Origin of the sequence: Pseudaminobacter soli (ex Li et al. 2025) (assembly GCF_029892515.1) — a bacterium.
In the GTDB taxonomy this organism is placed as follows: domain Bacteria; phylum Pseudomonadota; class Alphaproteobacteria; order Rhizobiales; family Rhizobiaceae; genus Pseudaminobacter; species Pseudaminobacter soli_A.
Window position 1 is genome coordinate 649,568 of the sequence record NZ_JARXVF010000002.1, and the last position, 18,680, is coordinate 668,247.

14 protein-coding genes and 1 pseudogene are annotated in these 18,680 nt (G+C 61.4%); 6 read left to right on the forward strand and 9 right to left on the reverse strand.

Annotation, left to right across the window (positions count from 1 at the left end):
• Window positions 1-21 precede the first annotated feature (21 nt).
• Genes M2281_RS13835 through M2281_RS13845 form a run of 3 tightly spaced genes read right to left on the reverse strand, consistent with a single transcriptional unit; the run spans window position 22 to window position 5,472 of the window.
• Entirely contained in the window at window positions 22-3,282 is a 3,261-nt protein-coding gene (locus M2281_RS13835; RefSeq protein WP_280821875.1) for an error-prone DNA polymerase, read from the reverse strand.
• Window positions 3,282-4,796 carry a Y-family DNA polymerase gene (locus M2281_RS13840; protein ID WP_280821719.1) on the reverse strand — a complete coding sequence of 505 codons (1,515 nt, stop codon included), beginning with the start codon at window positions 4,794-4,796 and terminating at the stop codon, window positions 3,282-3,284. Before M2281_RS13840 ends, M2281_RS13835 begins: the two co-directional genes overlap by 1 nt.
• Window positions 4,714-5,472, reverse strand: coding sequence for an ImuA family protein (locus M2281_RS13845; protein WP_280821720.1), 759 nt, complete (start codon window positions 5,470-5,472; stop codon window positions 4,714-4,716). Before M2281_RS13845 ends, M2281_RS13840 begins: the two co-directional genes overlap by 83 nt.
• Before the next feature lie 336 nt (window positions 5,473-5,808).
• Between M2281_RS13845 and dinB the strand changes: the two genes are divergently transcribed.
• Window positions 5,809-6,897 (forward strand): DNA polymerase IV, encoded by a 1,089-nt coding sequence (gene dinB, locus M2281_RS13850; RefSeq protein WP_280821721.1) that lies wholly within the window; start codon window positions 5,809-5,811, stop codon window positions 6,895-6,897.
• A gap of 311 nt (window positions 6,898-7,208) precedes the next feature.
• Complete coding sequence (locus M2281_RS13855; RefSeq protein WP_280821722.1) at window positions 7,209-8,615, forward strand: MFS transporter; 1,407 nt, start codon at window positions 7,209-7,211, stop codon at window positions 8,613-8,615.
• Between the two features lie 225 nt (window positions 8,616-8,840).
• On the opposite strand, the gene M2281_RS13860 is transcribed toward M2281_RS13855, so the two are convergent.
• Both M2281_RS13860 and M2281_RS13865 read right to left on the reverse strand, forming a co-directional pair.
• Window positions 8,841-9,419: a TetR/AcrR family transcriptional regulator gene (locus tag M2281_RS13860; protein ID WP_280821723.1), complete on the reverse strand. Its 579-nt coding sequence runs from the start codon at window positions 9,417-9,419 to the stop codon at window positions 8,841-8,843.
• Window positions 9,416-9,952, reverse strand: coding sequence for a dihydrofolate reductase family protein (locus M2281_RS13865; protein ID WP_280821724.1), 537 nt, complete (start codon window positions 9,950-9,952; stop codon window positions 9,416-9,418). The genes M2281_RS13860 and M2281_RS13865 overlap by 4 nt, the downstream gene beginning before the upstream one ends.
• A gap of 352 nt (window positions 9,953-10,304) precedes the next feature.
• Between M2281_RS13865 and M2281_RS13870 the strand changes: the two genes are divergently transcribed.
• Both M2281_RS13870 and M2281_RS29140 read left to right on the forward strand, forming a co-directional pair.
• Window positions 10,305-12,242: a hypothetical protein gene (locus tag M2281_RS13870; protein WP_280821725.1), complete on the forward strand. Its 1,938-nt coding sequence runs from the start codon at window positions 10,305-10,307 to the stop codon at window positions 12,240-12,242.
• Window positions 12,243-12,500: 258 nt separating this feature from the next.
• Window positions 12,501-12,971, forward strand: coding sequence for a chemotaxis protein CheW (locus M2281_RS29140; RefSeq protein ID WP_342394256.1), 471 nt, complete (start codon window positions 12,501-12,503; stop codon window positions 12,969-12,971).
• A 253-nt stretch (window positions 12,972-13,224) separates the two neighbouring features.
• On the opposite strand, the gene M2281_RS13885 is transcribed toward M2281_RS29140, so the two are convergent.
• A complete protein-coding gene (locus M2281_RS13885) occupies window positions 13,225-13,458 on the reverse strand; it encodes a hypothetical protein (protein ID WP_280821876.1) in 234 nt (77 codons plus the stop codon).
• A 175-nt stretch (window positions 13,459-13,633) separates the two neighbouring features.
• Between M2281_RS13885 and M2281_RS13890 the strand changes: the two are divergent.
• A pseudogene (locus M2281_RS13890) lies at window positions 13,634-13,825 on the forward strand (HdaA/DnaA family protein); the annotation flags it as partial.
• Window positions 13,826-13,860: 35 nt separating this feature from the next.
• Here M2281_RS13890 and M2281_RS13895 read toward each other — a convergent pair.
• On the reverse strand, window positions 13,861-14,289 hold the full coding sequence (locus tag M2281_RS13895; protein WP_280821726.1) for a hypothetical protein: 429 nt from the start codon (window positions 14,287-14,289) through the stop codon (window positions 13,861-13,863).
• 793 nt (window positions 14,290-15,082) lie between these two features.
• Between M2281_RS13895 and M2281_RS13900 the strand changes: the two genes are divergently transcribed.
• A complete protein-coding gene (locus M2281_RS13900; protein ID WP_280821727.1) occupies window positions 15,083-15,424 on the forward strand; it encodes a hypothetical protein in 342 nt (113 codons plus the stop codon).
• Window positions 15,425-16,337: 913 nt separating this feature from the next.
• On the opposite strand, the gene M2281_RS13905 is transcribed toward M2281_RS13900, so the two are convergent.
• Together M2281_RS13905 and M2281_RS13910 are read right to left on the reverse strand one after the other, a co-directional pair.
• On the reverse strand, window positions 16,338-17,123 hold the full coding sequence (locus M2281_RS13905; RefSeq protein WP_280821728.1) for an HpcH/HpaI aldolase family protein: 786 nt from the start codon (window positions 17,121-17,123) through the stop codon (window positions 16,338-16,340).
• A gap of 73 nt (window positions 17,124-17,196) precedes the next feature.
• On the reverse strand, window positions 17,197-18,678 hold the full coding sequence (locus M2281_RS13910) for an aromatic amino acid ammonia-lyase (RefSeq protein ID WP_280821729.1): 1,482 nt from the start codon (window positions 18,676-18,678) through the stop codon (window positions 17,197-17,199).
• Window positions 18,679-18,680: the final 2 nt, after the last annotated feature.

Consider the following 18,680-nt stretch of genomic DNA (forward strand, 5'->3'; position numbering starts at 1 on the left):
GGCAGGCACTGCGGCCACGGCTCAATGAAAATTCCGGCTTTTCACTGTGAGCCGATCGATATGCAGGTCGGGTATGAAGATGTCCCGCGCTGGCGCGGCCGCTTGCGGCAGCTCGCGCGGATCGGGCGCGCCACTCCCACGCGCGAATTCGTCGCCGCGCCCATGCGGCAGCGGAAACTGGACATCCTGCTCCCCGAGCCGGCCGAGATCTTCCGACAGGTCGAACAGCCGCTGGGCGACGAGATGAACGACATCGCCTTCCCGCTGGATCTTGCCGTTGATCGCCAACATCGAACTCGACAGCACGAGCCGGCGCTGCCGCTCGAACAGCTTTGGCCAAACGATCGCGTTGACGATGCCGGTTTCGTCCTCAAGCGTCATGAACATCACCCCCTTGGCCGATCCCGGCCGTTGGCGAACGAGAACAAGACCGCCCGTCATCAGCCAGCGACCGTCTCGTGCGGCCATGGCCTCGGCACACGTCACGACGCGCCGTCGTTGCAGGTCCTGGCGCAGAAACGCGACCGGATGTTGGCGCAATGTCAGGCCGACATGCGAGTAATCCTCCACGACCTCGTGCCCTGCCCTCATCAAAGGCAAGGCAACGTCCGGCTCCTGCAATTCGGCGACCTGGCGGGCTTCGCGTTCGGCGGCGGCCGCCCAAAGCGCCAGCGGTTCGTCGCGCAGCGCCTTTATCGCCCACAGAGCGTCGCGGCGCTGAAGCTTCAGCGATGGCAAAAACGCGTCGGCCTCGGCGAGCTTCACCAGCGCGGCCGTCGGCACCCCAGACCGCCGCCACAGTTCGTCGGCTGAGGCGAACGGCTCGTCGGCGCGGGCCACAACGATGCGGGCGGCGTCCGCGGTCGAGAGCCCCTTCACCATCCGCATACCGAGGCGGACCGCCTTCATCCCGCCCTCGCCCGCATCCTCGAGCGTGCAGTCCCAGCGTGAGGCGTTCACGCAGACCGGCCGCACCTCGACGCCATGTTCACGGGCGTCGCGCACGATCTGCGCCGGCGCATAGAAACCCATCGGCTGCGAGTTCAAGAGCGCGGCGCAGAAGGCGTCCGGGTGATGGCATTTCACCCAGTTGGACGCATAGGCGATGAGGGCAAAGCTGGCGGCGTGGCTTTCCGGAAAACCGTAGGAGCCAAAGCCCTCGAGTTGGCTGAAGGTGCGCTCGGCGAACTCGGCCGAATAGCCGTTCCTGACCATGCCGGAGACGAGCTTGTCCTTGAACTTCGAGACGCCGCCGGTGAACTTGAAGGTCGCCATGGATTTGCGGAGCTGGTCGGCCTCGCCGCCCGTGAAACCGGCGCAGACCATCGCCACCTTCATGGCAGACTCCTGGAACAGCGGAATGCCGAGCGTCTTGGAAAGAACCGCCTCCAGTTCCGGCGTGGGATAGTCGACGGGCTCCTTGCCTTCCCGGCGACGGAGATAGGGATGCACCATGTCGCCCTGGATCGGGCCAGGCCGGACGATCGCTACCTGGATGACGAGGTCGTAGAAGGTGCGAGGCTTCAGGCGCGGCAGCATCGACATCTGCGCGCGGCTTTCGATCTGGAAGGTGCCGAGCGTATCGGCCTTGCGGATCATCGCGTATGTCTTCGGGTCTTCCGCCGGAATGGAGGCAAGGTCTCGGACATCGCCCTTGTGTTCGGCCATCAGCGCGAAGGCCTTCGACATGCAGGTGAGCATGCCAAGCGCCAGCACGTCGACCTTCATGAACTTCAACGCTTCGATGTCGTCCTTATCCCATTCGATCACCTGGCGGTCGTCCATGCGCGCCGGCTCGATCGGCACGAGATCGTCGAGCCGGTCATGGGTGAGCACGAAGCCGCCCGGGTGCTGGCCGAGATGGCGCGGCGCGCCCATGAGCTGCTGTGCGAGCTCCAGCGTCAGCTTCAGCCGATAGTCGGCCGTATTGAGGTTGTTCTCCCTGAGCTGGCGTTCGGACACCCCTTCCGACCAACCCCACACACCCGACGATAGCTGCCCGATCATGTCTTCCGGCAGGCCGAGCGCCTTGCCCACGTCACGGAGCGCGCCCTTGGCGCGGTAGCGGGTCACCGTCGAACACAGCGCCGCCCTGCTCCGGCCGTAGGTGTCATAGATCCACTGGATGACCTCCTCACGGCGCTCATGTTCGAAATCGACGTCGATATCCGGTGGCTCGTCGCGCTCCCGGGAGACGAAGCGCTCGAACAGCAGGTCATTGGTCTCCGGGTCGATGGAGGTCACGCCAAGGCAGTAGCAGACGGCCGAGTTCGCGGCCGAGCCCCGGCCCTGACACAGGATGTCCTTCGACCGGGCAAAACGAACGATCGAATAGACCGTCAGAAAATAGGGCGCATAGTTCATGGCCCGGATCAGCTCCAGCTCATGCCGCAGGGATTTGCGGACCTTGTCCGGCACACCCTCGGGATAGCGGCCAGCGGCGCCCTCCCAGGTGAACTTGACGAGCGATTGATGTGGGTCGAGGCCGGGCACGATCGCTTCTTCCGGATACTGATATTGCAGCTCGGCGAGATCGAACCTGCAGCGCTCGACAATTTCGCGCGTGCGCGCAAGCGCTTCGGGATACTCGGCAAAGAGCCGGTGCATCTCCTCGGGCGTCTTCAGGTAGCGGTCGGCATGGCGCTCGCGGTCGAAGCCGACATCATCGATGGTCGTGCGGGTACGGATGCAGGTCACGACATCCTGAAGCTGCCGCCGGCTGGGTTCATGGAAGAGTACATCATTGGTGACGACGGTCCTGACCTTGAAGCGGGCGGCCATGGTGGCGATGCCGTGCAGGCGCAGGCGATCATTGGGGCGACGGCGCAGGCACAGGCTGACATAGGCGCGGTCCCCGAACAGCTCGGCCAGCTTGCGAAGCTGCACGCCACAGGCCTCGTCGGCTTCATCGGGCACAAGCACACCAATCATCCCGGCGGCGTGTTCGGCAACGTCGGCGAAATCGATCAAACAATTGCCCTTGCCGCCACGGGCCTTGCCGAGGGAAAGCAGCCGGGTCAGGCGCGAATAGGCCGGGCGGTCCATCGGGTAGACGAGAACCGACATGCCGTCCGTCAAATCGAGGCGGCAACCGGCCACCAACCGCGCGCCGATGGCCTTGGCCGCCTCCCAGGCGCGGACGATGCCGGCGAGGCTGTTGCGGTCGACAACGCCAAGCGTGTCGATGCCAAGCGCCGCCGCGGTGGCGAACAGCTCGTCGGCGCTCGACGCGCCGCGCAGGAAGGAGAAGTGCGTGGTGACCTGCAGCTCGGCATAGCACATCATCCGAACACCCCATGCAGGAACCACAAATGCGAGCCGGTTTCCGGGTCGACTCCATCGCCGGCCCGGTAGACCCAGTAACGCTCGCCGAGCTCGTCCTCGACGACGAAATAGTCCCGCACCGCCTGGAATTCGCGCGGGCGCAGCCACCATTCGCCAAAGATGCGTTCCGGACCGTCGGCGAGAATGACCTTCCGTCGCTTGCCGCGCCAGGTGAAGACCGCGGGCGGCTGATCCGGAAGCAGCGCAATGACCTCGATGCGCTCGGGGCTTGCGAGGAGGCGCGACGGCCGCGGCCACTTGGCGGCCCAGGCCTGCCCGGTATCCGGCGCCGTCGGTGCGATACGTTGGACCGAACGCTCCGGTACATCGGAGGCGACGGGTGCGACCCGGAAGAGCCGATGGCCGCGATTGCCGAGAATGTCGACCAGCGGCGTGATGTCGGCGACCGCCTCCTCGATCAGTGAGGATGCGACCTGCCGCTCCCCCAGCGGCTCGACAGAGATGGCGATGAGAGCCATCTTCTCGATGCCGAAGCCCGGCTCGATCGTGTCGATGCGGTCGCAGAGCAGTTTCGACAGGCGCGCCAGATCGCGGACCGGTTTGGCGAGACCTGCGCGAAGATGCTGGCGCGTGTTGTCGACGCGATGGATGATGAGGTCGCAACGCCGCGCGCCGAGGCCGTTTTGCGCCAGCCGCGTGGAGAGCTGCCCGACCAGCCTCTGGACGTATTTGGCGATGGTTTCCGGCGCCCCGATGGGCTCGGCGAAGGTCTTCGAAACCTCAACAAGTTCCGGGGTTCGGATCGGCTCGATCGGCTCGGCGACCTGGCCGAACATCTGGTCAAGGCGGCGCGCTGCTTCCGGACCGAACCGCAGCGTCAGCGGCGCACGCGGCATGGCCGAGAGCTGGCCGACAGTGTCGACGCCGAGCACCCGCAGCCCTTGGAGAGTTTCCGCGGCTAGCCGCAGGGCTGCGATGGGCAGGTCGATGACCGCCTTCGCAACCTCGCCCCCGCGCACGATGGTTGTCTCCGCTGCTCGTAGCCGGGCGAGCGCATGCGCAGCGCCCCAGGTGTCGGCGATGGCCGCCCGCGCCGTCAGACCGTGGCTGCGCATACGAGTGACGAGACCGCACAGGAGAAGTTCCTCGCCGCCTTGAAGGTGGTCCGCCCCTTCGGTGTCCATGACGAGACCGTCGACGCCGTCCACCGCGACGACAGGGCTGTATTGGCGCAGCACCCAAAGCGCCAACCGCTCCAGCGCCGCTGCGTCGTCGGTCGGCCGCGCGTCGACCATCAGGAGATCAGCAACCATGGCCTGCGCCTTGCTTGCGGGCATTCCCACTCTCAGCCCCAGCTTGAGCGCCGTCGGGTCCGCCGCAGAGATCCAGCGCTTGGAGCCACTACGCGCGATCACCACGAGCGGCTTGTCAGCCGGCAAGGCGTCGCAAGCGTGGCGCCTGATCCGGTCGATCGACAGAAACGGGAAGTAAACAGATACGACCCTTGGCATCGGGGGCTCCAATTTCGAACTCGGCGCACTCACCCGCCTTCACGCGCATCAGTTCCACCAGCCACCGGGCCCTCCCGACGCCCGCCACCGGCAATCGTTCCGATGGCAGCGTGCTGATGCGCCACCGCGTCGTCGAGGCTGTCGGCTGTCCGTAGTCCGACGCTTCGGCCTGTCGTCGCCATCGCCGCAGCACGATGCCTATGCCGCCGGTCTTCTCCGCTGCGAGTTGCAGGCGCCGCGAGGCATTCATCGGTAGGCGAACCAGTTCGCCGACCACTGCGGACAGGCCGCCGAACGAAAGCCCCTCCTCCATCGCCGACAGAACCTCTTCCTCCTTGTCACTCTCGCACCAGACGACACGATCGGGATGAAGTCCGGCCTGCGAAATCGCCGGAAAGAAGAGGTCAGGGCGCGTCATGCACCAGAGCACCTTGCCCCGTGTCCGGGCGGCGATGCCGGCTACGAACAGCGCGGCTGCCGCGCCGTCCACCGTCCCGCCTCCGCCACCGGCGACCTCATGCAGTGCGCCGAAGGCGAGCCCGCCGCCCGGCAAAGCACGATCCATCTCCGGAACCGCAAACGGCAGCACGGATCGGGTGCGTGCCGCTCCACCTTCGAGCTGGCCGATGCGCTCTCGAAGCTCGGCAAGCACAGCATTGACGGCAGGCTTCGACACGGCAGGAATGGCACTCCTTCTGGGGTTTCCAGCAGCTCTTCAAGCTGATATGTTCCCTTTCTGTTCTCAACCTCCTGACGAGTCAATCCACCCCGAACGGCGTTACCAACCATGAAGGTGGCCTTTGACCAGCCTCGCAGGGGGATTCCTTGAGGCCGATCAATGAGATGGAACGGGAACGGGACAGGAATTTTTTCTTAGTTTTTTTTGGGGGGCGGAGATGATGGCAGCCTATATGGAGAAACTGAACGGCTGTCTCGGCAGCGGCGAGCGAAGGCTGCGCGCGCCAAACGAGGATCGCTGTTGGCGCGGGCATGCGCTCGATGTGTAAGTGAGATGACCAAGGAAGTGGCGACACCGACGCGGAAGATCATCCATGTCGACATGGATGCCTTCTACGCGTCGGTCGAACAGCGCGACAACCCGGAGCTGCGCGGCAAGCCGGTCGCCGTCGGCAGTCCGGTAGCCCGCGGCGTAGTAGCCGCCGCCAGCTACGAGGCGCGCGTCTTCGGTGTGCGCTCAGCGATGCCCTCGGTGACTGCGGCACGCCAATGCCCCGACCTTATCTTCGTGAAACCGCGTTTCGAGGTCTATCGCGCTGTCTCGATGCAAATCCGATCGATCTTCGCCGAGTACACGCCGCTGATCGAGCCGCTGTCGCTCGACGAGGCCTATCTCGATGTCACTGAAAATTTGAAAGGCATCGCGATCGCGACAGATATCGCCACGGAGATTCGCGCCAGGATCAAGCAGGTCACGGGTCTCAACGCGTCGGCCGGCATCAGCTACAACAAGTTCCTCGCCAAGATGGCCTCCGACCTCAACAAGCCGAACGGCCAGGCCGTCATCTCCCCCAAGAACGGCCCCGCCTTCGTTGAGGGCCTCCCGGTCAAGAAGTTCCATGGGGTCGGCCCAGCCACGGCAAAGAAGATGGCGGCGCTCGGAATCGAGACCGGCGCGGACCTGAAAGAAAAATCCGTGGAGTTCCTGACAGACCATTTCGGCAAATCAGGCCCCCACTTCCATGGCATCGCGCGCGGCATCGACAACCGACAGGTGAGGCCGGACCGTGAGAGAAAGTCGGTTGGCGCGGAGGACACATTCGCGATCGATATCGCTGACCTCGAAGCCGCGAAACGCGAGCTGGTGCCTCTGGTCGCCAAGGTCTGGCGCTACTGCGCGGGCCACGCCATAGCGGCCAAGACCGTGACCGTGAAGATCCGGTTCGCGGATTTCCAGATCATTACCCGCAGTCGGACGGTTCCGACCGCGTTCCCAAATGAAAACGCGATCCTCACTGCGGCGATAACACTGCTCGAAGCCGCCTATCCGTTTCGGAAGTCGGTGTGGCTGCTGGGCGTGACGCTTTCGAGCCTTGGCCACAGCAACGTGCCGTCGGCGACGCAACTCGAATTCCTGCTCTAGGACACGAGAGGAGGCCGTCAAGCTCGGCAACGCCAGGTGCAGCCAGACGGCAGGAACGATAGACGCCCTTACCCGTTCTCCAACCCTGCTGGAGTAAGCGCGTCATGAGTAGCGTGCGTTCGCTTTGGCGCGCCGATGCCGCGGCCGAAGGAGAGCGTCAAGGATCTGGCCGGCATCGTGCGCAAAAGCCTAGAGGCCGAAGGTTTGGCGCCATCGAAGAGCAAGAAGCCCAAGGCCAAATCGTCAGCCTGAACGATCACTGTTCGACGACCGTCGAAACATCGTGTTGGTGAAATCGCTAAGATGGCGCGATGACCAAAGGCCAAATTCACGCGTCAATCCTTGCGACGACGATTGCTGCGAGCTTCGGTTTCGGACTTATCCAACTCGACGTCACCATCGTCAACGTTGCACTTCCCACGATAGCCAAGACGCTCAATACGACCGTTGCCGGCCTGCAATGGGTCGTCGATGCCTATGCGCTCGTATTTGCTGCCCTTTTGCTGACCGGCGGCTATTTCGGTGATCGCTTCGGCGCAAAACGCTGCTATCTTGCCGGCATCACTCTATTCGCCATTGCTTCGCTGATGTGCGGCGTTGCCCCCTCCGCGACACTCCTGATCGCTGGACGGATGTTTCAAGGGGTCGGCGCAGCTTTGATGTTGCCGTGTTCGTTGGCGCTCATCAACCACGCCGCCGAAGGCCAACCACAGCGCCGGGCACAGGCCATCGGCTGGTGGACTGCCGCAGGCGGCATCATGATCGCAGCAGGACCGATCATCGGCGGTTTGCTGCTTGGCGCCGCAAGCTGGCGCAGCATCTTTCTGGTGAATCTTCCCGTGTGCGTCATCGGCGTGCTGTTCACGCTCAAAGTTGTGGAGACGAACCGGCTTCCGGATGGGCGCGGCGTGGACGTTGTCGGTCAACTGCTTGGGATGGTTGCACTCGGTGCCATCACCGGGGCAATGATCGAGGCCAAGCCGCTCGGCCTTGAAAGCCCGGTCGTGCTGGTGTGTGCAACAATCGGGATCGTTGCGGCTGTCGCGTTCGTTCGATATGAGGCGCGCTCGCCCGCGCCGATGCTTCCGCTTTCGCTGTTCGGATCGCGGGCGTTCTGCGGCGCAGTTATCTTCGGTGCCATCGTCAATTTCACTTACTACGGCGCAGTCTTCGTCCTCAGCCTCTATCTCCAGCGCGTGTTGGGCTATTCGCCCGTCGCGGCAGGTCTCGCATTCCTGCCGCTTACGGCGACCTTTCTGATCGTCAACATCATTAGTGGCTGGTGGGCTGGCGCTATGGGATCGCGGGCACCGATGATCGCTGGCGCGCTGATCGACGCAGGCGGTTTTGCGCTTCTCGCCTTCGTTGCCGCCGAGACGGTTCCCTACTGGCAGCTTGCCATTGCATTCGTATTGATTCCGGCCGGTATGGGCCTCGGCGTGCCAGCGATGACCACCGCCGTGCTGGCGAGCATCGGACGTGAACGTTCGGGCATTGCCTCGGCGGTGCTCAATGCCGCCCGGCAAGCCGCCGGCGCTATGGGCGTGGCGCTGTTTGGCACGCTCGCCGGAGACGCGCCCAGCAATGTTGTCGCGGGCCTCAGAATGTCGGCGACCATCGCTGCCGTCTTGCTGATCGCCGCCGCTGCTCTTGCCGCGACGACGATAGCGCGTCACCAGAGGGGCGCTCATCCATGTAAGCGCGGGTCCATAGCGTGATCGTGAGTGCAATTGCACAAATCCAAGCACGACGGACCGCCTCGACTTCCTCGGAACTGGCCCCCTGAGCGGTCGTTGCCATGCTGATCGCAAAATGACGTGTTTGGGCTGTCTGCGAACGGTCCCCTATCGGGTGGCATTTTTGCAGAAGCTGCGTTTCGGCTCACGACCTCATAACGGTCAGTGCTGCCTGGTACTTAGCGTCCTGGTAGGTCGGCGCTCACACTACTCGTCAAGACGGTCCAGCAGTTCAGAAAGCGCCCGTTCGTAGTTTCCATAGTCCGGATCGATGCCTGCCTGCAGCGCGCTGCCGCTCGTCCCGTCTATCGCCACAGCAAGTGCCGCGCCGTGAGTGTAGTCCACCAGAATATGGACCCAAACCAGAGCCTGCGAAGGCGAAAGGCCAAGGTCGCCCAAGAGGTTCGTGAGGTTGTCAGTGATCCGTCTTGCATGTTGAGGGAACACGGCTGGTCGGTTGAAAATGGCAAGGGTCAAACCCGGATGGCGCACTACCTTCGACCGATATGCCCGCAACAAGCCCTCTATCCGAGATCGGACGGTTCCTCCCGAAGGGGAAGCAACATCGGCATAGACGGAGTCCGCCAATGCGCGGATCAATCCGTCCCGATCCTGGAAGTGGTGATAGATTGTCATAGGATTGACGCCTGCACGCAAGGCGACCGCGCGCATGGTGAGACTTTCAAACCCCTCACTGTCCAGCAGAGCCAGCGCCTCCGAAAGAATCTTTGCCGGCGAGACGCTTTCGTCATCGGCGCGCGGCCTGCCTCGGCTTCGCTTGGTCATTGCGCAATCGTGTAGGTCGATTGCACCAGCCCGGATGGAAACGCGCGGGTGCTCACATGACCGAGACGAATGTCACGCGCCAGCGGGCCGAACAAGGGACGGCCGCTGCCGAGCAGTATGGGAACGCGCGTGACCACCAGATCGCTGATCAATCCTTCCGAAAGGAACGATTGGATGACACGTCCCCCATCGACATAGACACGACGGCACCCTTCCGCTTCGAGCATCGCCATAGCCTGCTGTGGCGACTTTTCCGTGAACCGGACCTTACCGGCAAGATCGGCGGGAACCGACTGGTCCGCCAAGGCGGCTGAAAGGACGAGCACCGGGCGACTATAGAACCACGGTTTCATGTCGCGCATCGCTTCGAAGGTGCCTCGGCCCATTATTATGGCGTCGATGTCCTTTATGAAATCGTTGTAGCCGTGGTCCTCACCTGAAGCGTCATGCTCAAGCAACCATTCAATGTCGCCGTCATCGCGAGCGATGAACCCGTCCAGGCTGGTAGCAATGAAAATATGGCCGGTAATCATCTCGCGCCTCCTAAAATATACAACGTATAAATAATTGTTTGTGCGAACTGTCAATACCCAGTGATGAGTGGGATGATTGAGAGTTGCAGATCAGCGCCCATCGCCAATCGTCGCAAGATTTGGCCGGTCGACATGATGGCTGCGGTTCCGTAGCGGAGGCAGTCGCTCGCCGCCGGTCCGCCGCAGATTGGCTCCGGGTCTCGACCTCTCATTGGCCAACTGGCCAACAAAGTCCGGCGAGGCCGGGAATAAACCCTTTCCGAAACAAGTCTCCTCATAGCGATCCATCTGAAATCGGGGGAGACGGTGTGCTCGCATACGTTTTTCCTATTGATCGCTTGGGAGCGAACCAATGGAAGCCCTGCTGACAAAACGCGGAAGTGGACGTGAACTGGCCATTGTGTTGCATGGCCCTCATGGCTGTCCTGAAGAAATGCAGGGAGTTTCTACAGCGATCGAGGAGCGATCCGAGGATATCGACATCCTTACACCTGTTTTGCCATACGGCGGTTTTTTTGGTCTGTTCAGGACAACGCCAGTCGAGCAAATCGTTCGCGATGTCGTCGAAGAAATCGACAAGGCGCTCGCCGATCGCGAGAGGCGGGGCGACGGCGGCGTTTACGAGCGTCTCATTTTGGTCGGCTACAGTTGTGGGGCTGTGATTGCCCGCAAGATCGCCATAGTCGTGCACGGCGAGACTGCCTCGGCCCCTTTCGTAAAGGACTTGAAACGGCTCGAAAGGACATGGGCCGGAAGCATTGAGCGGATCATTCTTCTGGCAGGAATGAGTCGCGGATGGGCGCCTGAGATTGCTCGCGATTGGTTGCAGTCGGCATTCTGGACGCTCGGCTCCTGGTATTGCGCGATCGCCGCGATGCTTCGACTGCCTGTCCCGACCTTATATGCGATGCGGCAAGGCCAACCGTTCATTGTCCAGACACGTCTTGAATGGCTGGCCCTGATGAGATCGAACCGGCTGGTTGAAAAGCGTGGGGCGCGCGCTCAAGAATTGCGCCGTCGAGGGGGCCGCTTCTCCACTTGCGAGGCTGTGCCTCCGATTTTCGTGGTCCAGCTGCTCGGCGCAATTGATGATCTGGTCTCGCCGGATGATGCGGTCGATATCGTTGTCCACAAGGGCGACAACGCGTCCTTTGTGCTGATCGAGACGCCGGACACCACACATCATGGCGCCATAAATATGCGCAAGCCGGACAAGGACCAGCGCAGAATGCTTGAGGACGCGCTCGGTAGTGTTTTGGTGCCGGACGCCAGATCCCTCGCGGATACATGTCGAGAATTCACTGTGACGGATCAGGCACGATTCCTGTTGCTGGCGAAAGCCGCTGGCGACAGTCATGACGATCTCAGAAAAATCGCCGTCGCTCGCACCCATATGGCCGATACCCTGTCGGCTACGCCTGACGGCATGGTCACCGACGTCGTTTTCGTGATCCATGGCATCCGCGACAAGGGATTTTGGACCCACAAGATCGCGCGCGCCATCAAACTGCAAGCCGAGCGCGAGCAGCGTGTGTTTCGCTCCTTCACGGGTACCTATGGCTATTTCGCGATATTTCCTTTCGTGGCGCCGTGGATCCGCCATTGGAAGACAGGTTGGCTCATGGATCATTACGTGTTGATGCGCGCCCTTTATCCCGAAGCAAAGTTCTCTTATGTCGGACATTCGAACGGCACATATCTCCTGGGGCACGCCCTGCTGCACTATCCGGCGGCGAAATTCCATCATGTCGTTTTTGCGGGCAGCGTCGTGCGTTGCGACTTTCCTTGGAGCGCACTCTTGCCCGACAAATCAGCAAGCATGCCCGGGCAGGTCGACAAGGTTCTCAATTATGTCGCCACCAAGGATTGGGTCGTCGCCATTTTCGCGAAGGCGTTCCAGACCTTCCCGGCAATGTTCGACCTCGGAAGCGCCGGATACGACGGTTTCAACGAATATCGGGGAGAGACGCGGCACCCGGACCTGCACGAAGCCAAATTCATAGTTGGCACACACGAAGCAGGCATTCGAGAGGCCCATTGGGACGATATTGCGCGATTTATTGTGAAGGGCGAACCGCCGACCAGCGATGCACCCCGCGAGGCGCCGCCCGAATGGAAATCCGTTCAGCCCAGGCTGTTGCGTTTTGCGAGTTCTGGGGCGCCGGCGCTTTTAGTCGTTTGGGCGTTGCTGGGCGCTCTTTTCATATGGTCGCTCGCCACGATCGCATGGGAGGCCTGGCTTCCAGTGCTTTATTGCGCGGCCGTTTATCTCTTCGTCACGCGATTCTGAAGAGCTGAATGCAAACCAGGCGCGCCAAAAACGCGCGGGACGTTCGGCACGCGCTTCCTATCTGGCAAAGTGCAACGGGCGCTATCTCATACAAGTCCATTTCGCCGTCCAACGTGCGCAGCTTGTCGGTAACCGCCCGATCGCACCTCGCTCGGCACTATCGACTTCCGCCTGGCCCGCTAAGGCTGGCAGAGCAGAGGATAAACGACAGCATCGATTAGGCGAGCAACGACTTGGTTGCCTGTCAAAGGGTATCTCATGCCTGAGCGCACTCGAAGAGCTGGGGGGCCTGCAGACGACCTCGACACTGGCGGCGGCGATCTGCATTTCGAAAGATGTCAAGTTGCGCGGCTGGGTCTACGTCGGAGCCACGAAGTATATGCCATCACGCGGGCGTTGCCCTCATCAAACGATCACATCAAAGGCTGCACGATCCGCGAACAGGCCGCCGCCGCCCGCCTCGGCTTCGCCCCGCCCGAGCCGACGGTGCGTCACGTCATCATGATGGCCCAGGTCGGCCACCAGGTGGTCGGGCTGCTGGTCGACGCCGTCTCCGACATCTTGTCGGTGACCGACGACGCCATCCAGCCGACCCCCGACGTCGCCTCCGACATGGCCAGCTCCTTTGTCCGCGGCGTGCTCGCGCAATGGCAATCCGTTGGCGCTGACCGCCGGAGAGATTGGCGCCACGTTCTTCGAGCACGGTGTCATCGCCCGACTTCAGCTTGACGATGAACTCATGCGCACCGGACAGTTTTGCCGCTTCGATCACCCGCTCCAGCGGCAGCGCCGGATCGGCCAAGGCAGAGGTCACAGGTTCGAATCCTGTCGGGTGCGCCAGCAAAATCAATAACTTGCAGCGAAATCATTTCCCAAGCCCTTAGGGCTACTCACCAAATACTCACCGATTTCCATGACGCCAGGCGCCATTTCTCGGACCTGGCCGGCCACGGCGTACGCCTTCGGAAGGATTGACCGGAGGCTATGCTCCCTTCCGGTAACGCCCCTGCAAGGCGTCAATGATGTTGACCTTGCCATCATCCGGAAGATCGGTAAATGCCTCGTCTAGCTGGATACGATCCCAGATAACCCGGCCATCGATACGCTTCGGCTTAGGCATTCGACGATCGGCAACGAGTTGATCGAACTTGGTCGTGCTAGCGCCGATGTAGCGAGCTGCTGCTTCACGGTTCAGCCCACGAGGGGGTAAGAAAATGGGTCTGGACGTAACATCATCACCTCCTTGGCCGCAGGCACCCGATAGCCATTTCGCTATCCAGCGACACGACTTGAACATTTTCAGTCACTTAGGTGCCTTTTTAAAACCGAAATGGGAAATCAAAAACCGGGAATATGCGGAAAGCGTGGCCGTGCCGCCTACCCGCATTGCCCGTCGGGTCGAGGAGGACCCGGCCGTCGTGCAATATCTGGTCCGGCGCATCGAGCGTTCGCTGTCGACGGCGATCGGCGTGGTCGACCGGCTCGACGGGACAGCGCTGGAGCAGAAGACGCGCATCACCCGCGCGCTGGCCGCTGAGGTGCTGAACGCCCTCGACGAGGGGCAGGCCGAGTTCGATCTTTAGGTTCTGACCTCGGACTTTAAGGTGCTGCCCGTTCGTTAGACGTCATCCACGGTGATGAATGACCATGCGTTCAGCACGCCAAGCCATATCAGGCCGAGGAAGGCACCTGCCACAAGGTACATGCCGCCGCCTGCGCCGATCAGTAGGCTGAAGCCACCCAAGGCGCCGAGGCTCCACAGTGCCATCCCCGTTAGCATGCGAGGCAGCGGAATGGGGTCATGCTGGCGCCAGAGATCTATCACCGCACGCACCGGCACGAAGAGGAGCAGGAAAGCGTTGAGCACGATGATCTCAAGCGCGAGCCATGCTGATGGCTGGGGCATCATCACCAGCGCGGATTCGATCAACAAGCCCACGAACGCAAAGATGTTGCCGAACGCCCTGGTCCGCCACCGCGGGACCTGGCGGATCACGTCGATCTTGATCGATAGCGCGACGAACAGGAGGCCAGCCAGTGCGGCCACCGCCCCTCCGAGCATGATGTATACCTCGCGCCAGGCCTCAGGCTCATATGCAAAGCTCACGGCACACCTCCGACGGGTTGAGCGTCGGATGATCCGCTGAAGGTGTTAAATGTGCAATGAGGGCGGTCGGCAGGCCCTGGACTGGCGCGGACGCGCAGGCGGTTCTCACTTTCGACTTTCTGACTGTCGCCTGCGTCGGGGTAGGGGCACTCATTGGCAACGCCGCGGCAGGTCTGTGGCTTGCCATCGATCTACTGCTCGGCACGCACACCATCGAGCCAGAGGGTGGCGACGAGCAAACAGCGACCAAACCCGAGACGAGGAGATAGCTTCTCATGCCGGCACGTCCCCCTCCTCGGTCTGGTGGATCTTCCACCAGCCATAGACGGCGTAGAGCGTAAGCCCGACACCGATCACGCCCGCGCCCGCTAGCATCGCATTGGCGGCCGTCTTGGCGATCTGGGCGTCGATATCAATGAGATGTCCGGCAGCTTCGGTGATCTCGTTGCGCGCGGTGGTCAGCAGGGCAAGGACACCGACACCCTTGGTGGCGCTAGGCGCGCAGCATGGGCCCGCACCGCGTTCACGGTCGGCTGATCGAACATGGCAGTTCCTTTCCCGCCGTGAGGCGTGATTGTTGAAGTGGAGTTGGTTTAGCCGATGAGATCGTATTGCTGGCGGAACTGACTTGCCGTCCTGAACCTTCAGCTTGGCCCCGATCTAGGTGACACAGGTATGGTGGACAAGGACGGGCATTTCGGCAAAGTTCCAGTCCGATTTGGAGGGGCTTGATATGAATTTTGATAATTGGCGCACCAAGCGGAATACATCGCTGATTTTGGGCGCTGCAGCTGCGGCGCTTGTGGGAGCGGCGTATTTGGCGGGGTTCGGTGGCCACACCTGCACGGGGCTGGTGAAGAACGTTGTTGAGGACGACAAAGGCCGGGACACTCTCTTTGGCATCAGGATCATTGATGTCATCGACGTGCAAACGGTGGCGCAGTACCCTAATCGCCTGGATTGCAAGGGCCTCGCCCTTTTCAATTCCGGCGAGCCTACCCCGATTGAATATTTCGCATATCAAGTACAAGGAGAGTGGCACGTGGTATACGAATTGGTGACCAAACCGTTCTAGACGCGCCCAAATCAATTTGGACCGGTTTCGCTGCCCCGGACGGGATCGGAATTGCCGTCAGATAATCCGCTCGTAGCCTTCGCGCCTGGCTTCGATTCCTCTTTGCGCTTCGCTTCGATTCGCTTCGATTCTGGCTGGCTCCGGTGAGGCGTGATTGCAGATTTCAGATGACGCGGTGTGAGATCGCTACTACGCTTGGCGCATGTAAAGGTCGGCGAGCGCAAACCGAAGCGCAGGGGTCACCAAGGCCACATTTGTGGCGAGTGCTTACATGCGACGGTAACGCACCAAGCTAGCTCGGATAGGCACCCGTGTGCTGACACTGCGGACATCCTTTCACTGGCCGCACCTAGAGACAGCACGCGCTGCCGCTCCACCCCCATTTCCTTTTCAACCAGCTGCTTAACGCCAGTGCAACCAAAGCTTGCTAGCACCGAGTGCAAGTGATGATCGGGGGACGGTTGATATGCATCGGCTGCCTTGGAGTAACAGCGCGTTCACAGTTACCAACCTCGCGATTGGCATAACGGGCATTTTGTTGCGCCCCCTCTATCCGAAGAGCATCTTTATCGCGATGTTTGTTATGTCCGCATCAATCGCGGCTTTTGCATGCCGGCTAGCGCTTCAGGCACGAAAAAATTGGCCAGCAGCATCGAGGTCCGAAAGGGGCTTCGCCGCCACGGTGCTTCTAATGACCATGGGCATAAGCACGTATGCGATGTATCTGACCGTACTTTCCATATTGAGCTAAAGGGTTTCTGGCGTATCTACGGCTCACAGGCGGATGAATGCAACGATCGGTCAGAATGGCGGCAAGCTGCAGAGCCGTCCAGCGCGCTCATGCTCTTTTTAACGCCCTCGCCTCGACCGAGAAGGCCGCGTGACCAACGGCGCCACGCAGAAATCCGGCTGGCTAACCTTGGACAATAGAAAGACGCACCTCGTGTGCGGCCGCAGCAGCAGCCTTTCGCAAGAGCGCCTGGTCGGAGGACACGATGACGGCGGTGGCGCCGCTCGCCAAAAATGTCTGAGCTTCGGTGCCGCTGTCGACCATGACCCACACGGCCTTGTCGGCCACGCGCGCTGCCTCAAAAATGCGGTTGATGGCCCGCACGACAACCTCATCATTACGGTTAGCCGCGCCAAAGGCCACGGTCAGATCGCCGCGTCCAATGAAGACACCGTCCAACCCCTCCACAGCTACGATCTGCGCGATGTTGTCGAGAGCAACGGGATCCTCGATCATGGCAATTGTGGCAATACTCGCATCGGAAATATCGATGTGGTTCCACATTGCTCGGGCGCCATAGCCGCCAGCCCGCGTCACCCCCGAGAAGCCCCGCCGGCCCTGACGATAGCGGCATGCCGCCACGAGCGCGCGGGCGTCATCGACGGTGGTGACATGCGGCGCAAGGATGCCGGTGGCGCCGCCGTCCAGAGCCGCGAGAATGGCGTCAGATTTCACCTCCGGCACCCGTACGACGGCGGCAATCCCGGCTGCTCGGGAAGCCAGGAGCGCGAGGTTTATCGCCGCCCTGTCGAAAGCACCGTGCTCCTGGTCGATCACCACGAAATCAAAGCCTGCATCGCCAAAAATTTCGATGGAGGACGTATCCGTCATTTTCACGAAGCTGCCGCACATCAATTCGCGTTTGGCGACCCGCGCGCGAAGGCTGGCCTTACCGGCATGCACGGACATATGCTTTACCTTCAGATATTTTTGGGAGCGATTTCAGCCATCTCGCAATGCCGGCTTTGTTCTTGAATGAGCATTATTTAAGCATCAGATCGTCGAGAAGTCTGGTGAACTTTTCGATGTGCTCAAGCAAGGGCTGGACATTGGGGGCGCTCTGCCCTGCTGCGGCAAAAGGCACGGCCTGCCGGACAAACGCTAAGAGCAGTTGCGTCGTGCCCCCGAGCGGCAGGCGCCCGCGCAGTTCGACAGCTTGGGCCGCAACCATGAGCTCCATAGCAATGGCAGACTTGCCGATGATATAAAGCTCGGCGCTTCTGCGGGCGCTCAGCGCGGCCAGAGACGCGCGATCCATCACGCCGTTGGAATGGCTCGAACTTGCCAGCTCGCCGACGACGGGCGCAGTCAACAATCGCGCCTCCGATGCAATGGATTTGTGGAACAATGCCGCTCCGTTGAAGCCGGGAGCACCAACCCCATCTTCCTCGATCAGACTTGGTGCCAAGCCAGACCAGGTGGTATCCACCAGCTTCGCCACGCGCTCTGTCGAGCTGGTGACGAGAGGCGCGAAACCAAGTCGCATCACGTCGAGAGCCATGCACAGCGACACCATGTCGAAATTCGCGACGGCGGCAAGACTCCCCTCCTCGATCGAGATGACTGGGTTGCCTTGGCTGGCATTGAGTTCGCGCTCGATCTGCCCGCCCGCGAACGCCAAATTGTCGTGCGCGACGCCCTGGATCATAGGCAAGGAGCGAAAGCACAACGGATCTTGAAGGTTTCTTGGCCCGTCCTTGGACAGGATGTAACTTCCATTGATGTAGCGTCTGATCGCTTCGCCCTGTATACGCAGCCCTTTCAAGGGCCTCGATTCCAGGGCGATCGCTGAAACGATGGACGGGTTGGCGGCATAACCTTCCATGCTGAGAGCGCTGACAAGAGTCGAAAAGCGCAACAGACGCCCGAGATCGATCAGCGTCAGGGCCGCCATCCCCGTCGACATCGCACTTGAATTGAGCAGTGCGAGAGCCTCGCCCGCTGCGAGCTCTATGTCAGCGAACAGATCAAGGGCAATGTCCGACATCGAAGACATGTCGCTCTGCCCCATTGAGCCCCATACATGCATCTTGACAGGCCGGTCGGAGTTGAGCGCTTCAACGATCACCTCCGCCACCAAGGGGCGCACGCCCGTGCGCCCGCTCACAACAGAATTCAACAGGACCAGCATGGTCGCCCGCACGGCGTCTCGGTTTGCCAAAGGGCCGTGGCCAGCGTTGTGAGTTCTCAACAGGCGTCGGTTGAACTCACCGACATTGGCCTGGCTGATTGGCGACGAGGTCTTGGGGCCCACACTCGTGGTCGCGCCGTAAATCCGTTCTCCGCGTGCGATGGCATCTTCCAGGATCTGCCTGCCTCGCTTAATCCGCTCAAGCCCCGAATGGCCGATCGCGACCTTCTTTCCTTCGCGCGCGACAGCGATGATCTCATCGAGAGTCAGGCTAGTGCCGGTGACGTCAATGCTCGTTCCCACTGCGCCGACGACCATCAGAAAGCCTTTCAAAT

What these genes read in the sequence shown, in the direction of transcription:
- M2281_RS13860 (WP_280821723.1), bottom strand. Translation starts at nt 9,419, where the DNA reads ATGACCAAGCGAAGCCGAGGCAGGCCGCGCGCCGATGACGAAAGCGTC.
- M2281_RS13865 (WP_280821724.1), bottom strand. Translation starts at nt 9,952, where the DNA reads ATGATTACCGGCCATATTTTCATTGCTACCAGCCTGGACGGGTTCATC.
- M2281_RS13840 (WP_280821719.1), bottom strand. Translation starts at nt 4,796, where the DNA reads ATGCCAAGGGTCGTATCTGTTTACTTCCCGTTTCTGTCGATCGACCGG.
- M2281_RS13900 (WP_280821727.1), top strand. Translation starts at nt 15,083, where the DNA reads ATGAATTTTGATAATTGGCGCACCAAGCGGAATACATCGCTGATTTTG.
- M2281_RS13870 (WP_280821725.1), top strand. Translation starts at nt 10,305, where the DNA reads ATGGAAGCCCTGCTGACAAAACGCGGAAGTGGACGTGAACTGGCCATT.
- M2281_RS13835 (WP_280821875.1), bottom strand. Translation starts at nt 3,282, where the DNA reads ATGTGCTATGCCGAGCTGCAGGTCACCACGCACTTCTCCTTCCTGCGC.
- M2281_RS13855 (WP_280821722.1), top strand. Translation starts at nt 7,209, where the DNA reads ATGACCAAAGGCCAAATTCACGCGTCAATCCTTGCGACGACGATTGCT.
- M2281_RS29140 (WP_342394256.1), top strand. Translation starts at nt 12,501, where the DNA reads ATGCCTGAGCGCACTCGAAGAGCTGGGGGGCCTGCAGACGACCTCGAC.
- M2281_RS13905 (WP_280821728.1), bottom strand. Translation starts at nt 17,123, where the DNA reads ATGTCCGTGCATGCCGGTAAGGCCAGCCTTCGCGCGCGGGTCGCCAAA.
- dinB (WP_280821721.1), top strand. Translation starts at nt 5,809, where the DNA reads ATGACCAAGGAAGTGGCGACACCGACGCGGAAGATCATCCATGTCGAC.